The sequence below is a fragment of the Roseomonas fluvialis genome (genome assembly GCF_022846615.1).
Lineage (GTDB): Bacteria > Pseudomonadota > Alphaproteobacteria > Acetobacterales > Acetobacteraceae > Neoroseomonas > Neoroseomonas fluvialis.
On sequence record NZ_AP025637.1, the window covers coordinates 5,375,528 to 5,392,488 of the forward strand.

Here is a 16,961-nt window from a genome sequence, read left to right on the forward strand (position 1 = left end):
CCTAGCGCTTCACCGCCGCATGCGCGGCGAGGCACGCGACATCCAGCATCTGGTTCACCCCCGCCTGCATCGGCACGATCTGCGCGGAATGCGTCATGCCGGTCAGCAGCGGGCCGATCACCGTCGCGCCGGTCAGTTTCGGCACCGCCTTGGTCAGGATGTGCGCCGCGTGCATCCCAGGCATCACCAGCACATTCGCCGGCCCGGTCAGCCTGCAGAAGGGATACAGCGTGGCGCGCAGGCCGGGGTCGAGCGCCACATCGGCCGACATCTCGCCGTCGAATTCGAAATCCGCGCCTTTCTCGGACAGCAGGCGCACGGCATCGCGGATGGAACCCGGGATCGTCCCCCGCGGATCGCCGAAGGTCGAAAAGGACAGGAAGGCCACGCGCGGCTCCAGCCCCAGCCGGCGTGCCGCCGCGGCCGACCCGCGCGCGATGCCGGCCAGCGTCTCGGCATCCGGGCGTTCATGGATGGCGGTATCCGCCACCAGCACCGTGCCCGCGCGGCGCGACACCACGATCGATACGCCGAACACCACGCGGCCGGGCACCGGGTCGATCGCCATGGAGATGCCCTCCAGCGCCACCGAATACGATCGCGTAGACCCCGTCACGATCGCGTCCGCATCGCCCATCGCCACCATGCAGGCGCCGAAGACGTTGCGGTCCTGGTTCACCAGGCGCTGGCAGTCGCGCAGCAGGAAGCCGTCGCGCTGGCGCTTGGCATACAGGAATTCCGCGTAGCGCCGGTTGGAATCCGACAGCCGCGCGTTGTGGATCTCGATCCCCTCCGGCAGCGGGATCCCGATGGCGCTCGTGATCGCGGCGATGCGGTCCTCGCGCCCGACCAGGACCGGCGTGCCGAAGCCGGCATTGCGGTAGGCGATCGCGGCGCGGATGACCTTTTCCTCCTCGCCCTCGGCGAACACCACGCGGCGTGGATTCTGCCGCACGCTCTCGCTGATGGCTTCCATCGCGCCGGCAGTGGCATCCAGCCGCGTCGCCAGGTCCCGCGCATAGCGCTGCAGGTCCACCAGCGGGCGGCGGGCCACGCCGCTGTCGATGGCGGCCTTCGCCACGGCGGGCGACACGCGCGAGATCAGCCGCGGGTCGAAGGCGTTGGGGATGATGTATTCGGGCCCGAAGCGCAGCGCCAGGCCGGCACCCGCCCCGGCCACTTCCTCGGGCACGTCCTCGCGCGCCAGCATGGCGAGCGCTTCGGCCGCTGCGATCTTCATCGCGTCATTGATGGTGGATGCGCGCACATCGAGCGCCCCGCGGAAGATGAAGGGGAAGCCCAGCACGTTGTTGACCTGGTTGGGATAGTCCGACCGGCCGGTCGCGATGATGCAGTCCGGCCGCGCGGCACGGGCTTCATCGGGCGTGATCTCGGGATCGGGATTCGCCATGGCGAACAGGATCGGCTTCGGCGCCATGGCGCGCAGCATCTCGGGCGTCAGCGCGCCCTTCACCGACAGCCCGAAGAACACGTCGGCCCCATCCAGCGCCTGCATCAGGGTGCGCGCGGGCGTGGATGTCGCATGCGCGGACTTCCACTGGTTCATGCCCTCTGTGCGGCCGCGGTAGATCACGCCCTTGGTGTCGCACAGGATCACGTTCTCGGGCCGCATGCCCATGGCCTTGACCAGCTCGGCGCAGGCGATGGAGGCCGCGCCGGCGCCATTGATGACCAGCCGCGTGGTCTTGATGTCGCGGCCCGTCAGATGGATGGCGTTGATCAGCCCCGCTGCTGCCACGATCGCGGTGCCATGCTGGTCGTCATGAAAGACCGGGATGTCCATCAGTTCGCGCAGGCGCTGCTCGATCACGAAGCATTCCGGCGCCTTGATGTCCTCGAGGTTGATGCCGCCGAAGGACGGGCCGAGGTAGCGGATGGAATTGACGAAGGCGTCCACGTCCTCGGTGTCGACGCACAGGTCGATCGAATCGACATCCGCGAAGCGCTTGAACAGCGCCGCCTTGCCTTCCATCACCGGCTTGGACGCCAGCGCACCCAGATTTCCCAGCCCCAGCACCGCCGTGCCGTTGCTGATGACGGCCACGAAATTCCCCTTCGCCGTGTAGTCATACGCGAGCTTCGGGTCGCGATGGATGTGCAGGCAGGGTTCCGCCACGCCCGGCGAATAGGCCAGCGACAGGTCGCGCGCAGTGACCAGCGGCTTGGTGAGGCGGATCTCGAGCTTGCCCGGCCGCCCTTCCGCATGCATCGCGAGCGCCTCCTCCCCGGTGACGCGGGCGGTGCGCGTGTCTTCCGCTGGTGGCTTCACGTCATCCATGGTCGCAGATCTTCCCCGGGGCGCAGCTGGTGCGAACGCACATCATGGCCCCGCAGCGCGCCCCTTGCGACCCCCCGGCTTCGCAGGCGCGGTAGCCGGCCGGGCGGAGGCCATGCCACGGTTCCGCTTGCCGCGCATTGAAGCGCCGGGGGATCGCGCCGGGAGGGCCTTGCGGATGAAGCGTTCGGCCGGGCTCTTGGTGGCGGCCCTGGCGCTGCTGGCCGGCCCGGCCGTGGCCCAGCCCGAGCCCGCCGACCCGGCCCAGATCGCGCGCTGCAACGCCGTCTCGGCACGCGAAGCGGTGCGCGACCTGCGGCTTTCGGTCGTGCGCGCATTGCCCTATGCGCGCGACATCCTGGCGTATCATGGCGTGCGCGCCACGGTCTCGGGCGCGTCGCGCCAGGTCCGGGTCGAACTGCACCTGCGCGACGTCCGCGACCTGGCGCTGCCCAACGGCGCGCCGCCGGTCACCTACCTGCCCGAGATCGACGGCGCCGCCATCCTGCAGGACCGCCGCTCGCGTATCCCGGCGCTGTGGCGTGTCGATGCCGCGACCGTGGTCGCCGCAGACCGCGCCTACGACATCCGCGACGACGGGCCCGACGGCGCGCCGCGCCTCGAACCGGCTGACCCCGACCCCGTATTGGCGGATTACGACGTGGTCGGCCTGCATGCCGACGCGCATAGCGGCTTCGCCGCACTGGTGCTGGAGGCGCGCGGGCGCGCGGCACGGCAACCGCACCGCATCTACGCCATCGCCGGCACGCATGTGTTCGAACGCACCGACCTGCGCGGCTGGGCCTCGGGCCTCACCATGGGGCGCGCGCAGGTGCTTTCGAACGGCGCGCTGCGCATGGTGCGCGAGGCGGTGGACTACGCGACGCGCGGCGAGGTCTTCGTCACCGGCCAGAGCCAGGGTGGGCTCTCCGCGCAGGGCGTGGGGCACTTGGTGCAGTCGCTGCTTGATGCGCGAGGCGCGCCGCATAGCCTGGTGCACGTGGTCTCCTGGGGGGCCTCCGGCGCGCAGGAGACGCTGGTGCGGGCCATCAGTCGTGCGCGGGAAGGCGGCGGCCGCGGCTTCTCCCCGGCGATGGAACGCCACTGGGCCGCGACCGACCCGGGCCACGCCGCCGCCGCGCAGGTCTGGTCGACCATCGCCGCGCACTGGGCGCGCATCCCGCCGGGGCAGGAGGCCGCGCACCTGGCGGCCGTCGCGACGCGCATGCGATCGGTCGGCTACTTTTTCGAGATCGACCTGTTCGCGCGCGGCGGCACCTTCCTCGGCCAGCCCTTCGCCTTCCCCACCGCGCTGGTGTTGCCTGACGAATGCGACATGACGGTTGCCGAGCTCATCATCGGTGCCCAGGCCGGTCCTTTCGGGGTGCGGCTGGAATCGCACTTCCTGAAGGGCTATCGCCGCGCGGTCGGGCGTGGCGCCATCGCACTGGCGCGCCCCGCGCGGCCGCTGCGCTGGGAATGGTTCAGCGACCTGATGCCGACGCTCGAGGAGGCCGGCGCGGCCTGGCTCGACATCGTGCACCTGTCGAACCAAGCGACCACGCCGCGGCACTGGCAGTCCTGCACTGCCAGTGCCGAGTGGTTCACGCCCGCAAACCGCATCTGCCGCGCCGCCTGGTGGCCCGGCTGCGGTCCTCGCCCGCCGGAGGAGGAGCACTGGTGCCTGGTGCGCCACCCGGCACCACGCTGATCACCCCCGCCGCAGGTTCCACGGATAGGGCGAGGATCCTTCCAGCATGCCCGTGAGGTCGCGCCGGAACGCCGTGCGGATGCGGAACTGGCCGAGCGGCAGGAAGGCCGCGTCCTCCAGCGCATGGCGGCCCAATTCGCCGGCGAGCGCCTTCTGGCGTTCGGGATCGGTGGAGAACAGCCAGGCTTCCGCCAATTCCTCCGCGCGCGGGCTGGACCACCAGCCGAACCAGCCCTGCAGCCCCTGGCCGCGTACCAGGAAGGACAGCGCGGGATTGGCCCAGGCGGTGGCGCCGCCGGTCGTATGCAGCATCGACCAGCCGCCACGGTCCACCGGTTCGCGGTTGTTGCGCCGTTGCACCACGGTGCCCCAGTCGCTCTCGGCCAGGTCGATGTTCATCCCGATGCGCTTCAGCCTGTCGGCCGAGACCTGGCCGAGTGGCCCGATATCCGGGAAGTCGGTTGGGTTGATGATGACGGCGCGCTGGTTGGCATAGCCGGCTTCGCGCAGGGCCGCCCGCGCGCGATCGAGGTCGCCCGGCATCATCGCCGCGCCCTCGTCGGCGTTGTAGGGCGTGCCGCGGGGCCAGAGGCTGCGGTTGATGTCCCAGTCGGTGCGCTCATCCCCGCGGGAGGCGCGCATGTAGTCCTCCTGCAGCACCGACAGGCGCACGGCGCGGCGGATCGCGACGTTGTCGAAGGGCGGGTGCAGGCAGTTCATGCGCATCACCGCGAGGCGCCCGAGCGGGTCGGTCACTTCGCGCCGCACGTCGCGCGCGCGCGCCAGCAGCGGACCCAGGTCCGGGTGCGGGCGTTCCCACCAATCGACCTCGCCATTCTGCAGCGCGGCGGCGGCGGTCGCGGGGTCGGGCAGGATGTGCCATTCGATGCGGCGGAAATGCGCGACCTTGCCGCCCGACGTCCAGGACGGCGCCTCGCTGCGCGGCACATAGGCGTCGAACTTCTCGTACACCACGCGCGAGCCGGAATTGTATTCGGCGGCGACGAAGCGGAAGGGGCCGGAGCCGACAACCTCGGTCACCGCGCGGCCCGGATCGGTGGCCGCGATCCGCTCGGGCATGATGAACAGCGTCGAGGAATCGGGCTTGGCCAGCGCATCGAGCAGCAGCGGGAAGGCACGCTTCAGCCGCACCTGGAAGTTGCGGTCGTCGGTGGCCGACCATTCATCCACCACCCGTGCCAGCAACTGCCCGAAGGGCTCGCGCGCGCACCAGCGCTTGATCGAGGCGATGCAGTCCGCCGAGCGCACCGGCGCGCCGTCGTGGAAGCGCAGGCCTTCGCGCAGGCGGAACCTCCAGGTCAGGCCATCGGACGACGTCTCGTGGCCTTCCACCATCTGCGGCTTGGGCGCGAGGCGCGCATCCACGCCATACAGCGTGTCGTACACGTAGTAGCCGTGGTTGCCGGTGACGGTGGCGGTGGTGAAGATCGGGTCGAGCACGCTGAGGTTGGCCTGCGGCACGAAGCGCAGCGTGGTGGCGCGGGTGTTCTGCGCGACGGCGGGGGCCGCGGTCAGCGCGGCGCCGGCGGCAAGCAGTGAGCGGCGTTGGATCATGGGGCTTCCTCCTTGCGGCGTCTGTGGCGCCATGCCTGCAGGCTAGGATGTTTCCACGCGGCGCGTCAGGACCGTTCGTGAATGTCGGCACCGGCCCGCTCGCCCCCCTCGTGGGGTGGCTCGGGGGCGGGAGGCGGGCCGGCGCCGCGCCGCAGGATGAGCGGTTTCGCGCCCTCCCGAACGGGCGTTCAGCCCTCGGCCGCCATGTCGAACGTCAGCTCCACCCGCAATCCGAAAGGGTCGGTCAGGAAGAGCTGATGCAGCGGGAAGCCGGGCAGCGGTGCCTCCGCAAAGGGAATGCTGCGCTCGGCCAGCATGGCGCGCGTGGCGGCCAGGCCGCGGGCGCGGAACGCGATGTGTTCGAAGGACACGCCGGCGGCGGGGCCTTCCGGCGGCCCCACCGTCTCGCGCGCCGCCAGGTGCAGCACCGGCCGCCCGCCGGCATAGAGCCAATGCCCCGGGAAATCGAAGGCCGGGCGCGGGCCTTCCGTCAGCCCCAGCAGGTCGCGGTAGAACGTCAGCGCCGCCGGCAGATCCTGCGGGCGGCAGCGCAGGTTTGCATGATCCAGGCCGTCCAGTTGCATGACACCCTCCCTTCCTGCCGTTTTCCGGTCTAGAGCCAGGACATGACAGGCGCCCCGGCCCCGGAGAGCAAGCGGAATCCAGACGCGTCCGGCACGCCCGACGCCCCGCGCGGGGCAGGCGCGTTCCGAACACCGCTTGCCGATGGCGCGACTCCGGCGCTGGCCCAGTGGTTCGTCGCCAAGGCCGCGCATCCGGATGCGCTGGTCTTCTTCCGCATGGGCGACTTCTACGAATTGTTCTTCGGCGATGCCGAGGCGGCGTCGGCCGCCATCGACATCGCGCTGTCCTACCGGGGCGAACATCGCGGCGAGAAAGTTCCGATGTGCGGCGTGCCGGCGCATGCGCACGAGGTCTATCTGGCGCGCCTGATCCGCCAGGGCTTCCGGGTGGCGATCTGCGACCAGATGGAGACGCCGGAAGAAGCGAAGCGCCGCAAGGCCCCGACTATCCGGCGCGAAGTGGTGCGCGTGGTCACCCCGGGCACGGTCACCGAGGACTCGCTGCTGGATGCCTCGCGCCCCGCCTGGTTGTTGGCGCTCGCGCCGGTTGGCGACCGTCTGGGCGCCGCCTGGGTGGACGTGACGACCGGCGCCTTCGGCACGCAGTCCCTGCCCGAGGCCGACCTTCCCGCCCTGGTCGCACGGCTGGAACCGGCGGAAATCCTGGCGCCCGAGGCGCTTGCCCGCACGCCCGCGCTGGCGCCGCTGGCCGAACGCATCGCCCATGTCGAACCCCCACGCGATGCGCTGCGCCGCGTGAGCGAGGCCTTCGCCGTCGCCACCCTCGATGGCTTCGGCACCTTCGCGCCGGAGGAAATCGCCGCCGCCGCCATGGCGGTGGACTATGTACGCCTCACCCAGGCCGGTGCGTTGCCGCGCCTGTCCCCGCCGGTGCCCTCCGGCGGGCAGGGCCTGCTGCAGATGGACGGCGCGACGCGTCGCAGCCTCGAGATCCTGCGCAGCGAACGCGGCGAGGCACGCCATTCCCTGCTGGCCGCGGTGGATCGCACCGTGACCGCGGCGGGCGCGCGCGAACTCGCCGCGCGGCTCGCGGCACCGCTGGCGGACCTCGCACCCATCACCGCGCGCCACGATGCGGTCGGCTTCCTGCATGGCGCCGCTGCGCTGCGTGGCGCCCTGCGCGCCGCGCTGAAGGGCGCGCCGGACATGGCCCGCGCGCTGGCGCGCCTGTCGCTCGACCGCTTCGCCCCGCGCGACCTCGGCGCTATCCGCGATGGTCTGGCGCGCGCCGAGGTGATGGCCGCGGCGCTCGACGACGCGCAGGCCATCCCGCCGATCCCGCCGCTGCTGGCGGCCGCGCGCGCCGCGCTGGTCCCGCCCGGCAGCCCGCGCGCCGAACTGCTGCGCGCCCTGGCCGACCCGCTGCCGGCGCGGCTGGACGATGGGGGCCTTGTCGCCCCAGGCTATGATGGCGAACTGGATGCGCTGAAGCGGCTGTCCGCCGGCGCGCGGGAGGCGATCGCCGCGCTCCAGATGGACCTGGCACAGGCCTGGGGCGTCGCCAGCCTCAAGATCCGCCACCACCAGCAATTCGGCTTCCTGGCCGAGGTCCCCGCCGCTGCCGGCGAACGCCTGCTGCGCGAAGCGCCGAAGGACGGCCCGCAGGCCCCGGTGCATCGCCAGACCATGGCGAATGCCATGCGCTTCACCTGCACGGCGTTGGCCGAACTGGACCGCCGCGTGGCCGAAGCGGGCGAGCAGGCCGGCAAGCGCGAACGCTTCATCGCCCAGCATCTGCGCCGGCTGTGTCTGGCCGCCGGCCCGGACATCGCCGCCGCCGCCGCGGCCATGGCCGAGATCGACGTGCATGCCGCCGCGGCCGAGCTCGCCGCCGATGGCCGCTGGTGCCGCCCCGACATCACCGACCGCGCCGACTTCGCCGTGGTCGCGGCGCGCCATCCTGTGGTGGAGGCCGCGCTCGCCCGCGCCCGTGGCCCTGCCTTCGTGCCGAATGATGCCGACCTGTCGGCCGGGCGGCGGCTGTGCCTGCTCACCGGACCCAACATGGCCGGCAAATCCACCTTCCTGCGGCAGAACGCGCTGCTGGTCATTCTGGCCCAGGCGGGGCTGTTCGTGCCGGCCGAGAGCGCACGGCTGGGGTTGGTCGATCGGCTGTTCTCGCGCGTCGGCGCGGCGGACGACATCGCCGGGGGCCGCTCCACCTTCATGGTCGAGATGGCCGAGACCGCCGCCATCCTGAACCAGGCCACCGCGCGCTCCCTGGTGGTGCTGGACGAGGTCGGGCGTGGCACCTCGACCTGGGATGGCCTGGCGATCGCGTGGGCGGTGCTCGAGGCGCTGCACGACCGGATCCGCTGCCGCACCATCTTCGCCACCCATTTCCATGAATTGACCGCGCTCGCCGGCAAGCTGCCCGAACTGGTGCCAGCGGCCATGCAGGTGCGGGAATGGAAGGGCGAGGTGGTGTTCGAGCACCGCGTCGGCCCCGGCGCCGCGGAACGATCCTGGGGCGTGCATGTCGCTCGCCTCGCCGGCGTGCCCCGCCCTGTCCTGGCCCGCGCACAGGAGGTGCTGCGCGCGCTGGAGGCCCGCGCGCGCGGCCTCGATCCGCTCAGCGAGGAACTGCCGCTGTTCGCCCGCGCCGCGGCGCCGCCGGCCGCGCCCGGACACCCTGCCTTGGCGGCACTGGCAGAACTGGACGCCGATACGCTCAGCCCGCGAGACGCGCTCGACGCGCTCTACCGCCTGAAATCCCTCCTGGAGGAGTCTGTTGCGCCTGCCCCGGAATAGGTAGTCTGCCGGACGATGAGCTCATTCGACGACGCCGGAGCCGAAGCCGGACCCCTGGAGCGCGCCCCGCGTCAGGCCGCTGCCGCGGGCGAACCCCCGGTCGTGCTCGCCGGCCTGGTCGCGGACCTGATGCCCGGCGGCCGCCCGGTGCCGCGCGACGAGGCGGTGACCCTGTTGCGCCGCCACCTCGGCCGTGTGCAGAACCGCGTGCAGCAGGCCTTCGAGGCGCATGAGCTCTCGGGCTTGGCCGCCGCCCGCTGGCTGGCCGCGCTGACCGACACGGTCATGGTCGGCATTCACGCCTACACGGAAGCCACGCTGCCGCCCGCGCCGGGGGAGAAACCCTGGGCGCTGGTCGCGACCGGCGGCTACGGGCGCGGCGTGCTGGCCCCGTTCTCCGACATCGACCTGCTGTTCCTCACGGATGCCGGCATGGGCTCGCGCGGGAAGCAGTCGGTCGAATTCATGCTGTACCTGCTGTGGGACCTCGGCCTGAAGGTCGGCCACGCCACGCGGTCGCGCGGGGACTGCATGGTGGACGCCAAGGGCGACGCCACGGTGCTGACCGCGCTGCTCGATGCCCGCCACGTCGCCGGCGAGGACGCGGTGTTCCGCCGTTTCGAGGACGCCTTCCGCAAGACCCGCGCCGAATGGGGCCTGCGCCCCTTCCTGACCGCCAAGCGCGCCGAGCGCCAGCAGCGCCACGCCCGCTACGGCGAGAGCCCCTTCATGGTCGAACCCCATGTGAAGGAAGGCCGCGGCGGGCTGCGCGACCTGCAGACGCTGTACTGGCTGGCGCGCTACGCCTTCAACGTGCAGCGCATGCCCGAGCTGGTCGGCGCACATACCCCGGGTGGTGGCCTGCTGCTGCCCGAGGAAGCCCGCGCCATCCGCCGCGCCTGGGACTTCTTCTGGACCGTGCGCTTCCACCTGCACATCGTCACCGGCCGCGCCGAGGAACGCCTGACCTTCGACCTGCAACCGGTGGTGGGTGCCCGGATGGGCTATACCCGCCACGGCCTGCAGGACGGGGTCGAGCGGTTCATGAAGCACTTCTTCCTGACCGTGCGCGACGTGGCGCGCTTCACGCGCATCCTGGAACCGGCGATCGAGCGCGCGGCGCTGGGTCCGCCGGCGGTGGTGCCGGCCTCGGACAAGGCGCTAACGGAAGCGGGCTTCGCATTGGCGGACGGCAAGATCATCGCCGCGCCCGGGCACGATTTCACGATCGACCCTGTGCTGATGCTGCGCATCTTCCGCATGGCGCGTGACCGCGGGCTGGACATCCATCCGCTGGCCTTCCGCGCCATCGTGCGCCATGCGCGCCACGTGGCCCGCCTGCGGGGCCAGCCGGACGCCAGTGCGGAGTTCCTCGACATCCTGTCGGGCCGCGATCCCGGCACCTGGCTGCGCATGCTGAACGAGGCCGGCCTCATCTCCCGCCTCTTGCCTGACTGGCAGCGCATCGTGGGGCTGATGCAGTTCGACACCTATCACGTCTTCACGGTGGACGAGCACACCATCGAGACGGTGGGCGTGCTGGCGGCCTTGGAACGCGGCGAATTGAACGAGGTGGCACCGGTCGCCTCGGAACTGATCGGCCAGCTGCAATCCCGCCGCGCGCTTTACGTGGCCATGCTGCTGCACGACATCGCCAAGGGGCGTGGCGGCGACCACAGCGAGTTGGGCGCGCAGCTTGCGCAGACCATCTGCCCGCTCCTGGGCCTCACGCCGGAGGAAACCGAGACGGTCTCCTGGCTGGTGCTGCACCATTTGCTGATCAGCCAGACGGCGTTCAAGCGCGACATCGAGGACCCGAAGACGATCCTCGACATCGCGGAGGTCGTGCAGTCGCCCGAGCGCCTGCGCCTGCTGCTGGTCCTTACGGTTGCCGACATGCGCGCGGTCGGCCCCAAGGTGTGGAACGGCTGGAAGGCGACGCTGCTGCGCGAATTGTACTGGCGCGTTGCGGAGGTCCTGGCCGGCGGCTTGTCGGTGCCCGAACGCGACGTGCGCGTGGCGCGGGCCAAGGAAGCCGCCGCACTTCTGCTGGCCGACCGGCCGAAGCCGGAGGTCGATGTCTTCCTCGAGCTCGGCTACCCCGGCTACTGGCTGTCCTTCGACCCCGAGACGCATGCGCGGCACGCCGCCATGATCCAGGAGGCGAAGGAGGAGAAGGCGCCCCTGACGGTGCGCACCCGTGTGCTGGAATCCCGCGCGGTGACGGAGGTGACCGTCTACTGCACGGACCATCCGGGCCTGTTCAGCAAGATCGCCGGTGCGCTGGCGGTGGCGGGTGCCACCATCGTCGACGCGCGCATCCACACCATGACGGATGGCATGGCGCTGGACACCTTCTGGGTGCAAGACGCGCAGGGCGGCGCCTTCGAGGCGCCGCACCGCCTGGCGCGGCTTTCGGTACTGGTGGAACAGGCGCTGTCAGGCCGGCTGAAGCTGCGCGAGGAAATCCGCAAGCTGAAGCGCGAACCGGCCCGGCTGCGCGCGGTGACCGTGCCGCCGCGCGTGGTGATCGACAACCATGCGTCCAACAGCTTCACCGTCATCGAGGTAAATGGCCGCGACCGCCCCGGCCTGCTGCACGACGTGACGGCGGCGATCAGCGACCAGGGGCTGCAGATCGCCTCCGCGCACATCACCACCTATGGCGTGCGGGCGGTCGACGTCTTCTACGTGAAGGATGTTTTCGGGCTGAAGGTGGAGAACGAACGCAAGCTGGTCGGGCTGCGCCGCGCGCTGGAGAAGGCGCTGGAGTTGGTGGATGCGCCGGGCGATGCCGCGCGGCGGGTCACTGCCTAGCGCCGCCCAAGTGGCCCGCAACGCCTCCAGGTCGCTGCCTTCACGCGCATCTTCACCCAATCAAAGCAGTCCGTCTGATCGGGATCCGCCCTACCCCAACAACCGCCCGATCACCCGCGCCGTGTAATCCACCACCGGGATCACCCGCCCGTAGTTGATCCGCGTCGGGCCGATCACCCCGATCGCGCCCACGATGCGTTCGGCTCCGTTGCGGAAGGGTGCGACCACCATCGACAGCCCCGCGCTGTCGAACAGCCCGCTCTCGGCGCCAATGAAGATCTGCACGCCCTCGCCGCGCTGCGCGAGTTCGAGCAGCCGCAGCATCGTCTCCTGCTGTTCCAGGCGTTCGAACAGCTTCTGGATCTCGCCAACGCGCGCCGCCTGGTCGATGGTCTCGAGCAGCCGCGCCTGGCCGCGCACGATCAGCGACCCGGTCTGCCCGCCGGTCCAGGTGCCCAGGCCTGCCTCGATCACCTGTTGCGTCAGGGCATCGAGCGCGGTGCGGTTCGTCGCGATCTCGCCGGCGATGACGCCGCGCGCTTCCTCGATGGTGCGCCCCGTCAGCCGCGCATTCAGGTAGTTCGACGCCTGCTGCAGGGCGGAGGGTGGCAGGCCGGGCGGTACCTCGATGACGCGGTTCTCGACCTGGCCATCGGCATGCACCAGCACCACCAGCGCGCGGCCCGGGCCGAGCGCCACGAACTCGATGTGCCGCAGAGTGCCTTCGGATGTGGGCGCCACGACCAGCCCCGCCGCGCCGGCCAGGCCCGACAGCATCTGCCCCGCCTCGCCCAGCGTGTCCTGCAAGGACCGGCCGGAGGCCGCGCAGCGGGCGGAGATCGCGTCGCGTTCTTCCTCACCCAGGGCGCCGAATTCCAGCAAGCCATCGACGAACAGGCGCAGCCCGCGTTCGGTGGGCAGCCGTCCGGCCGAGGTATGCGGCGCATAGAGCAGCCCGGCATCCTCGAGGTCCGCCATGGCATTGCGGATGGTGGCGGGCGACAGGCCCAGCGGCAGGCGCCGCGACAGCGTGCGGGAGCCGACGGGCTCGCCCGTCGCGACATAGGTCTCCACCAGCTCGCGGAGGATGAGCGCGCTGCGGTTGTCGAGGCCCGCCAGGGTTGCCCCGGCCGGGCCGGGAGGGAGCTTGGGCGTGGGTCCCATCTCTCGGCCAATCTGTGGGGTGTATATGGGGACGCTAGGGAGGGGTTTGACCCCCGTCAACGCGGGACTGGACGCAGCCCGGCCACACCGCCATTTTCCGCGGCCTCACGCCCCAAGGAAAACCCCCCGATGCGCCCCTCCGGCCGCGACCCCGCCGCGCTGCGTCCCGTCAGCCTGCAACCCGGCTTCGCCCGCCATGCCGAGGGGTCCTGCCTGATCCGCATGGGCGTGACGGAAGTGCTGTGCACCGCCAGCGTGGAAGGCCGCGTGCCGCCCTTCCTGCGCGGCCAGGGCCAGGGCTGGGTCACCGCCGAATACGGCATGCTGCCCCGTGCGACGCATACGCGCGGCGACCGCGAAGCCGCGCGCGGCAAGCAATCCGGCCGCACGCAGGAAATCCAGCGGCTGATCGGCCGCAGCCTGCGCGCCGTGACCGACATGAAGGCGATGGGCGAGATGACCGTCACCATCGACTGCGACGTGCTGACCGCCGATGGCGGCACGCGCTGCGCGTCCATCACCGGCGCCTGGGTGGCGCTGCACCTCGCTTTCGAGCACTGCCGGCGCATGAACATCATGACGCGCAATCCGCTGAAGGATCAGGTCGCCGCCGTGTCCTGCGGGGTGTTCCAGCAGGTGCCGGTGCTGGACCTCGACTATGCCGAGGACAGCAAGGCGGATGCGGATGCGAACTTCGTGCTGACCGGCGCGGGCGGCATCGTGGAGGTGCAGGGCACCGCGGAAGGCGCGCCGTTCTCCGACGCCGAACTGATGGCGCTGCTCGGCCTGGCGCGCGCCGGCACCGCGGAACTCTTCGCCAAGCAGCGCGAGGCCGCGGGGCTGTGAGCCACCGGCGCCTGGCCCGCGGCGAACGCATCGTCATCGCCACGCACAATGCCGGCAAGTTGCTGGAAGTCGCCGCACTTCTGGCTCCCCATGGCATCGAGACGGTGTCGGCCGGTGCGCTGAACCTGCCTGAGCCGGAGGAGACGGAGGAGAGCTTCCTGGGTAACGCCGCCATCAAGGCCCTGGCGGCCGCGCGCGCCGCCGGGCTGCCCGCGCTGTCGGATGATTCCGGCTTTTCGGTCGCTGCGCTGGCCGGCGCGCCCGGCGTGCGCACGGCGGATTGGGCGATGCAGCCCGATGGTTCGCGTGATTATGCCGACGCCATGCGCAAGGTGATGGAGGCCGCGCAGGAGTTCGAGGACCGCACGGCCTGGTTCTCCTGCGCGCTGGTGCTGGCCTGGCCGGACGGACACATCGAGGGCTTCGAGGGCCGCGCGATGGGCCACTGGACCTGGCCGCCGCGCGGCGTTAACGGCTTCGGCTACGACCCGATGTTCGTCCCCGACAGCCGCGACGAGACCTTCGGCGAAATGGACCCGGCGGAGAAGCACCGCATCAGCCACCGGGCGCGGGCGTTTGCGCTGCTGTCGGCGGCGTGCCTGCCGGAGGCCTAGCCCGGCGCCTTCATCTGCTCCGCCCCCGCCTTGCGCCGCCGTCGCACCGGTGCGGGCACCGGTGTCGGTGCGGGCGGCGGCGGGGTCGCCTCGAGCCCTCGTCGGACCAGGCTCGCCCAGGCTTCCTCGGGCGTGTCCACGATCTCGAACAAGGACAGGTCGCGCGCGTCGATCATCCCGTGCTCGACCAGCATCGGCAGGTTCACCGCCTGCTCCCAGAAGCTGCGCCCGACCAGTACGATCGGCCGTGGACTGGCCTTGTGCGTCTGCACCAGCGTCAGCAGCTCGAACAATTCGTCGAAGGTGCCGAAGCCGCCGGGGAAGACCGCCAGCGCATTGGCGCGCATCGCCAGGTGCATCTTGCGCATCGCAAAGTAGTGGAACCGGAAGGTCAGCGCCGGGGTGGACCAGGCATTGGGGTCCTGTTCGTGCGGCAGGGTGATGTTGAAACCGATGGACGGCGCGCCCGCTTCGTGCGCGCCACGGTTCGCCGCCTCCATGATGCCCGGCCCGCCGCCGGTCGCGATCACGTTGTCCCGCGGCGCGCCGCCTGCCGCCAGCGCGCCACCGCGCAACGAGACGATGCGCGCGAAGGCACGGGCGTCCTCGTACATCCGGGCGCGCTCGGCGGCTGTCTTCGCCGCGCGCTTCTCGGCCGCGGTGCGTGCGCTGGCGGCCAGTGCGGCGGCCTGCTCGGGGGATGGGATGCGCGCCGACCCGAACACCACAACGGTAGACCGCACGCCCCAGTCGCGCAGCGCGTATTCCGCCTTCGCGTATTCCATACCGAAGCGAAAGGGCCGCATCTCGTCGCGCAACAGGAACTCCTGGTCCTCGATGGCCAGCAGGAAGGATCGGGAGCGCTTCTGCGCGCCGTTGTCGGGCATGGCGTTTCCAGTCCTGGCCGGTTCAGCGTTGCGGTTGCGACGCGACCGGTCCGATCCTAGCCTGACCGCGGCCAACGGCGGAAACCGGGCCGGGGAAGGAAACACGAGATGAAGCGGATCGCGGCGGCGCTCGGCGTCGCACTTGTCCTTGGCGCCACGGCGCCTGGCGCGCTGGCGCAGGGGCGCGGCGACCCCAACGCGCTGCGGGTGAAGCTGTTCGGCGATTTGCGGTCGATCGACCCCTTCATCAGCCCCGAATACATGGCCCGCAACCACGGTTACATGGTCTACGATACGCTGTTCGCGCTGAACGCGCGGCTCGAAATCCGCCCTCAGATGGTCGAGAGCTGGACCACCAGCGAGGATGGCCGCACCTGGACCTTCACCCTGCGCGAGGGCCTGAACTTCCACGATGGCGCGCCGGTCACCACGACGGACGTGATCGCATCGCTACAGCGGTGGGCGGTCCGCGACGGGCTCGGCCAGCAGATCGTGGCACTCGCCACCGCAATGGAACCTGTCGATGCGCGGACCTTCCGCATCGTGCTGCGCGAACCCTTCGGGTTGATGCTCCAGGCGCTGTCCAAGCCGTCGGGCCAGCCGCCCTTCATCATGCCCGCGCGCGTTGCCGCCACGCCGGCGACGCAACCGATCAGCGACCCGACCGGGTCGGGCCCGTTCTCCCTGCGACGGGAAGACTGGCGCATCGGGGACCGCGTCACCTACCGCCGCAATGACGCCTATGTCCCGCGCGCCGAACCGCCGGACGGTTTGGCCGGCGGCAAGCGCGCCGGCATCGCGCGCGTCGAATGGGTGTATTTGCCTGACGCGCAAACCGCGCTGAACGCGCTGGTGACGCACGAGATCGACATCTTCGAGGAACTCCCGCCCGACCTGTTTCCCGTCGTGCAGCGCAACCGCGCGCTGCGGATGGGACCGCAGGACAGTGTCGGCGTGCAGGCCATCTTCCGCATGAACCAGGCGGTGCCACCCTTCGACAACCCCCGCCTGCGGCAGGCGATGCGGTTGCTGATCGACCCCGCCCACGCCATGCCGGCCTACATGACCGACCCGGCGCTGTGGCAGGATTGCCGGTCGTTCTACACCTGCACCTCGCCGTATCGGAGCTCGGCCGGTTGGGTGGTGCCAAACTTCGAGGCGGCACGCCGCGCGGTGGCCGAGAGCGGCTATGACGGCACGCCGGTGGTGGTGCTGGACGCGCAGGATTCCACCATCAGCCACACCTTCGCGCTGGTCTCGGCCGACATGCTGCGTCGTGCCGGGCTGACCGTGGATGTGCAGGCGATGGACTGGGCAACGCTGATCCAGCGCCGCCTGTCGCGCAACCCGGCGAACCAGAATGGTTGGGGGCTGTTCGTCTCGGCGCCGACCGGGCTCGATGGCATGGACCCCTCCGGCCACAACGCCTTGCGGTCCGCCTGCGAACGCACCGCACTGCCCGGCTGGCCCTGTGATGCCGAGATGGAGCGCATCCGCGACGCATTCATGGCCGCCACCACCGACGCCCAGCGACGTGAGGCCGCCGAGGCCTATCACCAGCGCGCCACCGAGACGGTGCCCTATGTCCCGCTCGGCCAGTTCGCGCTGGTGCGCGGCTACAACGCGCGGCTGCAGGGGATTCTCGAGGCGCCCGTGCCGGTCTATTGGAACATCTCGAAGTCGGCGCAGTGAGGG

Annotated in this window: 11 protein-coding genes; 6 read left to right on the forward strand and 5 right to left on the reverse strand. The window is 71.0% G+C overall.

Annotation, left to right across the window (positions count from 1 at the left end; translation table 11 throughout):
* Position 1: 1 nt before the first annotated feature.
* Positions 2–2,299, reverse strand: a complete 2,298-nt coding sequence (locus MWM08_RS25775) for an NADP-dependent malic enzyme (RefSeq protein WP_244457325.1) — start codon at positions 2,297–2,299, stop codon at positions 2–4.
* A 175-nt stretch (positions 2,300–2,474) separates the two neighbouring features.
* Here MWM08_RS25775 and MWM08_RS25780 point away from each other — a divergent pair, with 175 nt between their 5' ends.
* A complete protein-coding gene (locus MWM08_RS25780) occupies positions 2,475–4,007 on the forward strand; it encodes a hypothetical protein (RefSeq protein ID WP_244457326.1) in 1,533 nt (510 codons plus the stop codon).
* Here MWM08_RS25780 and MWM08_RS25785 read toward each other — a convergent pair whose 3' ends face one another.
* Together MWM08_RS25785 and MWM08_RS25790 are read right to left on the reverse strand one after the other, a co-directional pair.
* Positions 4,008–5,582 (reverse strand): ABC transporter substrate-binding protein, encoded by a 1,575-nt coding sequence (locus MWM08_RS25785; protein ID WP_244457327.1) that lies wholly within the window; start codon positions 5,580–5,582, stop codon positions 4,008–4,010.
* 188 nt (positions 5,583–5,770) lie between these two features.
* Positions 5,771–6,166 (reverse strand): VOC family protein, encoded by a 396-nt coding sequence (locus MWM08_RS25790; protein WP_244457328.1) that lies wholly within the window; start codon positions 6,164–6,166, stop codon positions 5,771–5,773.
* Between the two features lie 42 nt (positions 6,167–6,208).
* On the opposite strand from MWM08_RS25790, the gene mutS reads away from it, so the two are divergent.
* Positions 6,209–8,938: a DNA mismatch repair protein MutS gene (mutS, locus tag MWM08_RS25795; RefSeq protein ID WP_244457329.1), complete on the forward strand. Its 2,730-nt coding sequence runs from the start codon at positions 6,209–6,211 to the stop codon at positions 8,936–8,938.
* Between the two features lie 15 nt (positions 8,939–8,953).
* Positions 8,954–11,755, forward strand: a complete 2,802-nt coding sequence (locus tag MWM08_RS25800) for a [protein-PII] uridylyltransferase (protein WP_423816000.1) — start codon at positions 8,954–8,956, stop codon at positions 11,753–11,755.
* A gap of 90 nt (positions 11,756–11,845) precedes the next feature.
* On the opposite strand, the gene hrcA is transcribed toward MWM08_RS25800, so the two are convergent.
* Positions 11,846–12,919 (reverse strand): heat-inducible transcriptional repressor HrcA, encoded by a 1,074-nt coding sequence (hrcA, locus tag MWM08_RS25805; protein ID WP_244457330.1) that lies wholly within the window; start codon positions 12,917–12,919, stop codon positions 11,846–11,848.
* A 129-nt stretch (positions 12,920–13,048) separates the two neighbouring features.
* Here hrcA and rph point away from each other — a divergent pair, with 129 nt between their 5' ends.
* Together rph and MWM08_RS25815 are read left to right on the forward strand one after the other, a co-directional pair.
* Entirely contained in the window at positions 13,049–13,765 is a 717-nt protein-coding gene (gene rph / locus MWM08_RS25810) for a ribonuclease PH (RefSeq protein ID WP_244457331.1), read from the forward strand.
* Positions 13,762–14,379, forward strand: a complete 618-nt coding sequence (locus MWM08_RS25815; protein WP_244457332.1) for a non-canonical purine NTP pyrophosphatase — start codon at positions 13,762–13,764, stop codon at positions 14,377–14,379. The genes rph and MWM08_RS25815 overlap by 4 nt, the downstream gene beginning before the upstream one ends.
* On the opposite strand, the gene MWM08_RS25820 is transcribed toward MWM08_RS25815, so the two are convergent.
* Complete coding sequence (locus MWM08_RS25820) at positions 14,376–15,266, reverse strand: LOG family protein (RefSeq protein WP_244457333.1); 891 nt, start codon at positions 15,264–15,266, stop codon at positions 14,376–14,378. The two genes, MWM08_RS25815 and MWM08_RS25820, sit on opposite strands and share 4 nt — an antisense overlap.
* A 108-nt stretch (positions 15,267–15,374) precedes the next feature.
* On the opposite strand from MWM08_RS25820, the gene MWM08_RS25825 reads away from it, so the two are divergent.
* The gene (locus MWM08_RS25825; protein ID WP_244457334.1) at positions 15,375–16,958 is read left to right on the forward strand and encodes an ABC transporter substrate-binding protein; all 1,584 of its coding nucleotides are present in this window, start codon (positions 15,375–15,377) and stop codon (positions 16,956–16,958) included.
* Positions 16,959–16,961 lie beyond the last annotated feature (3 nt).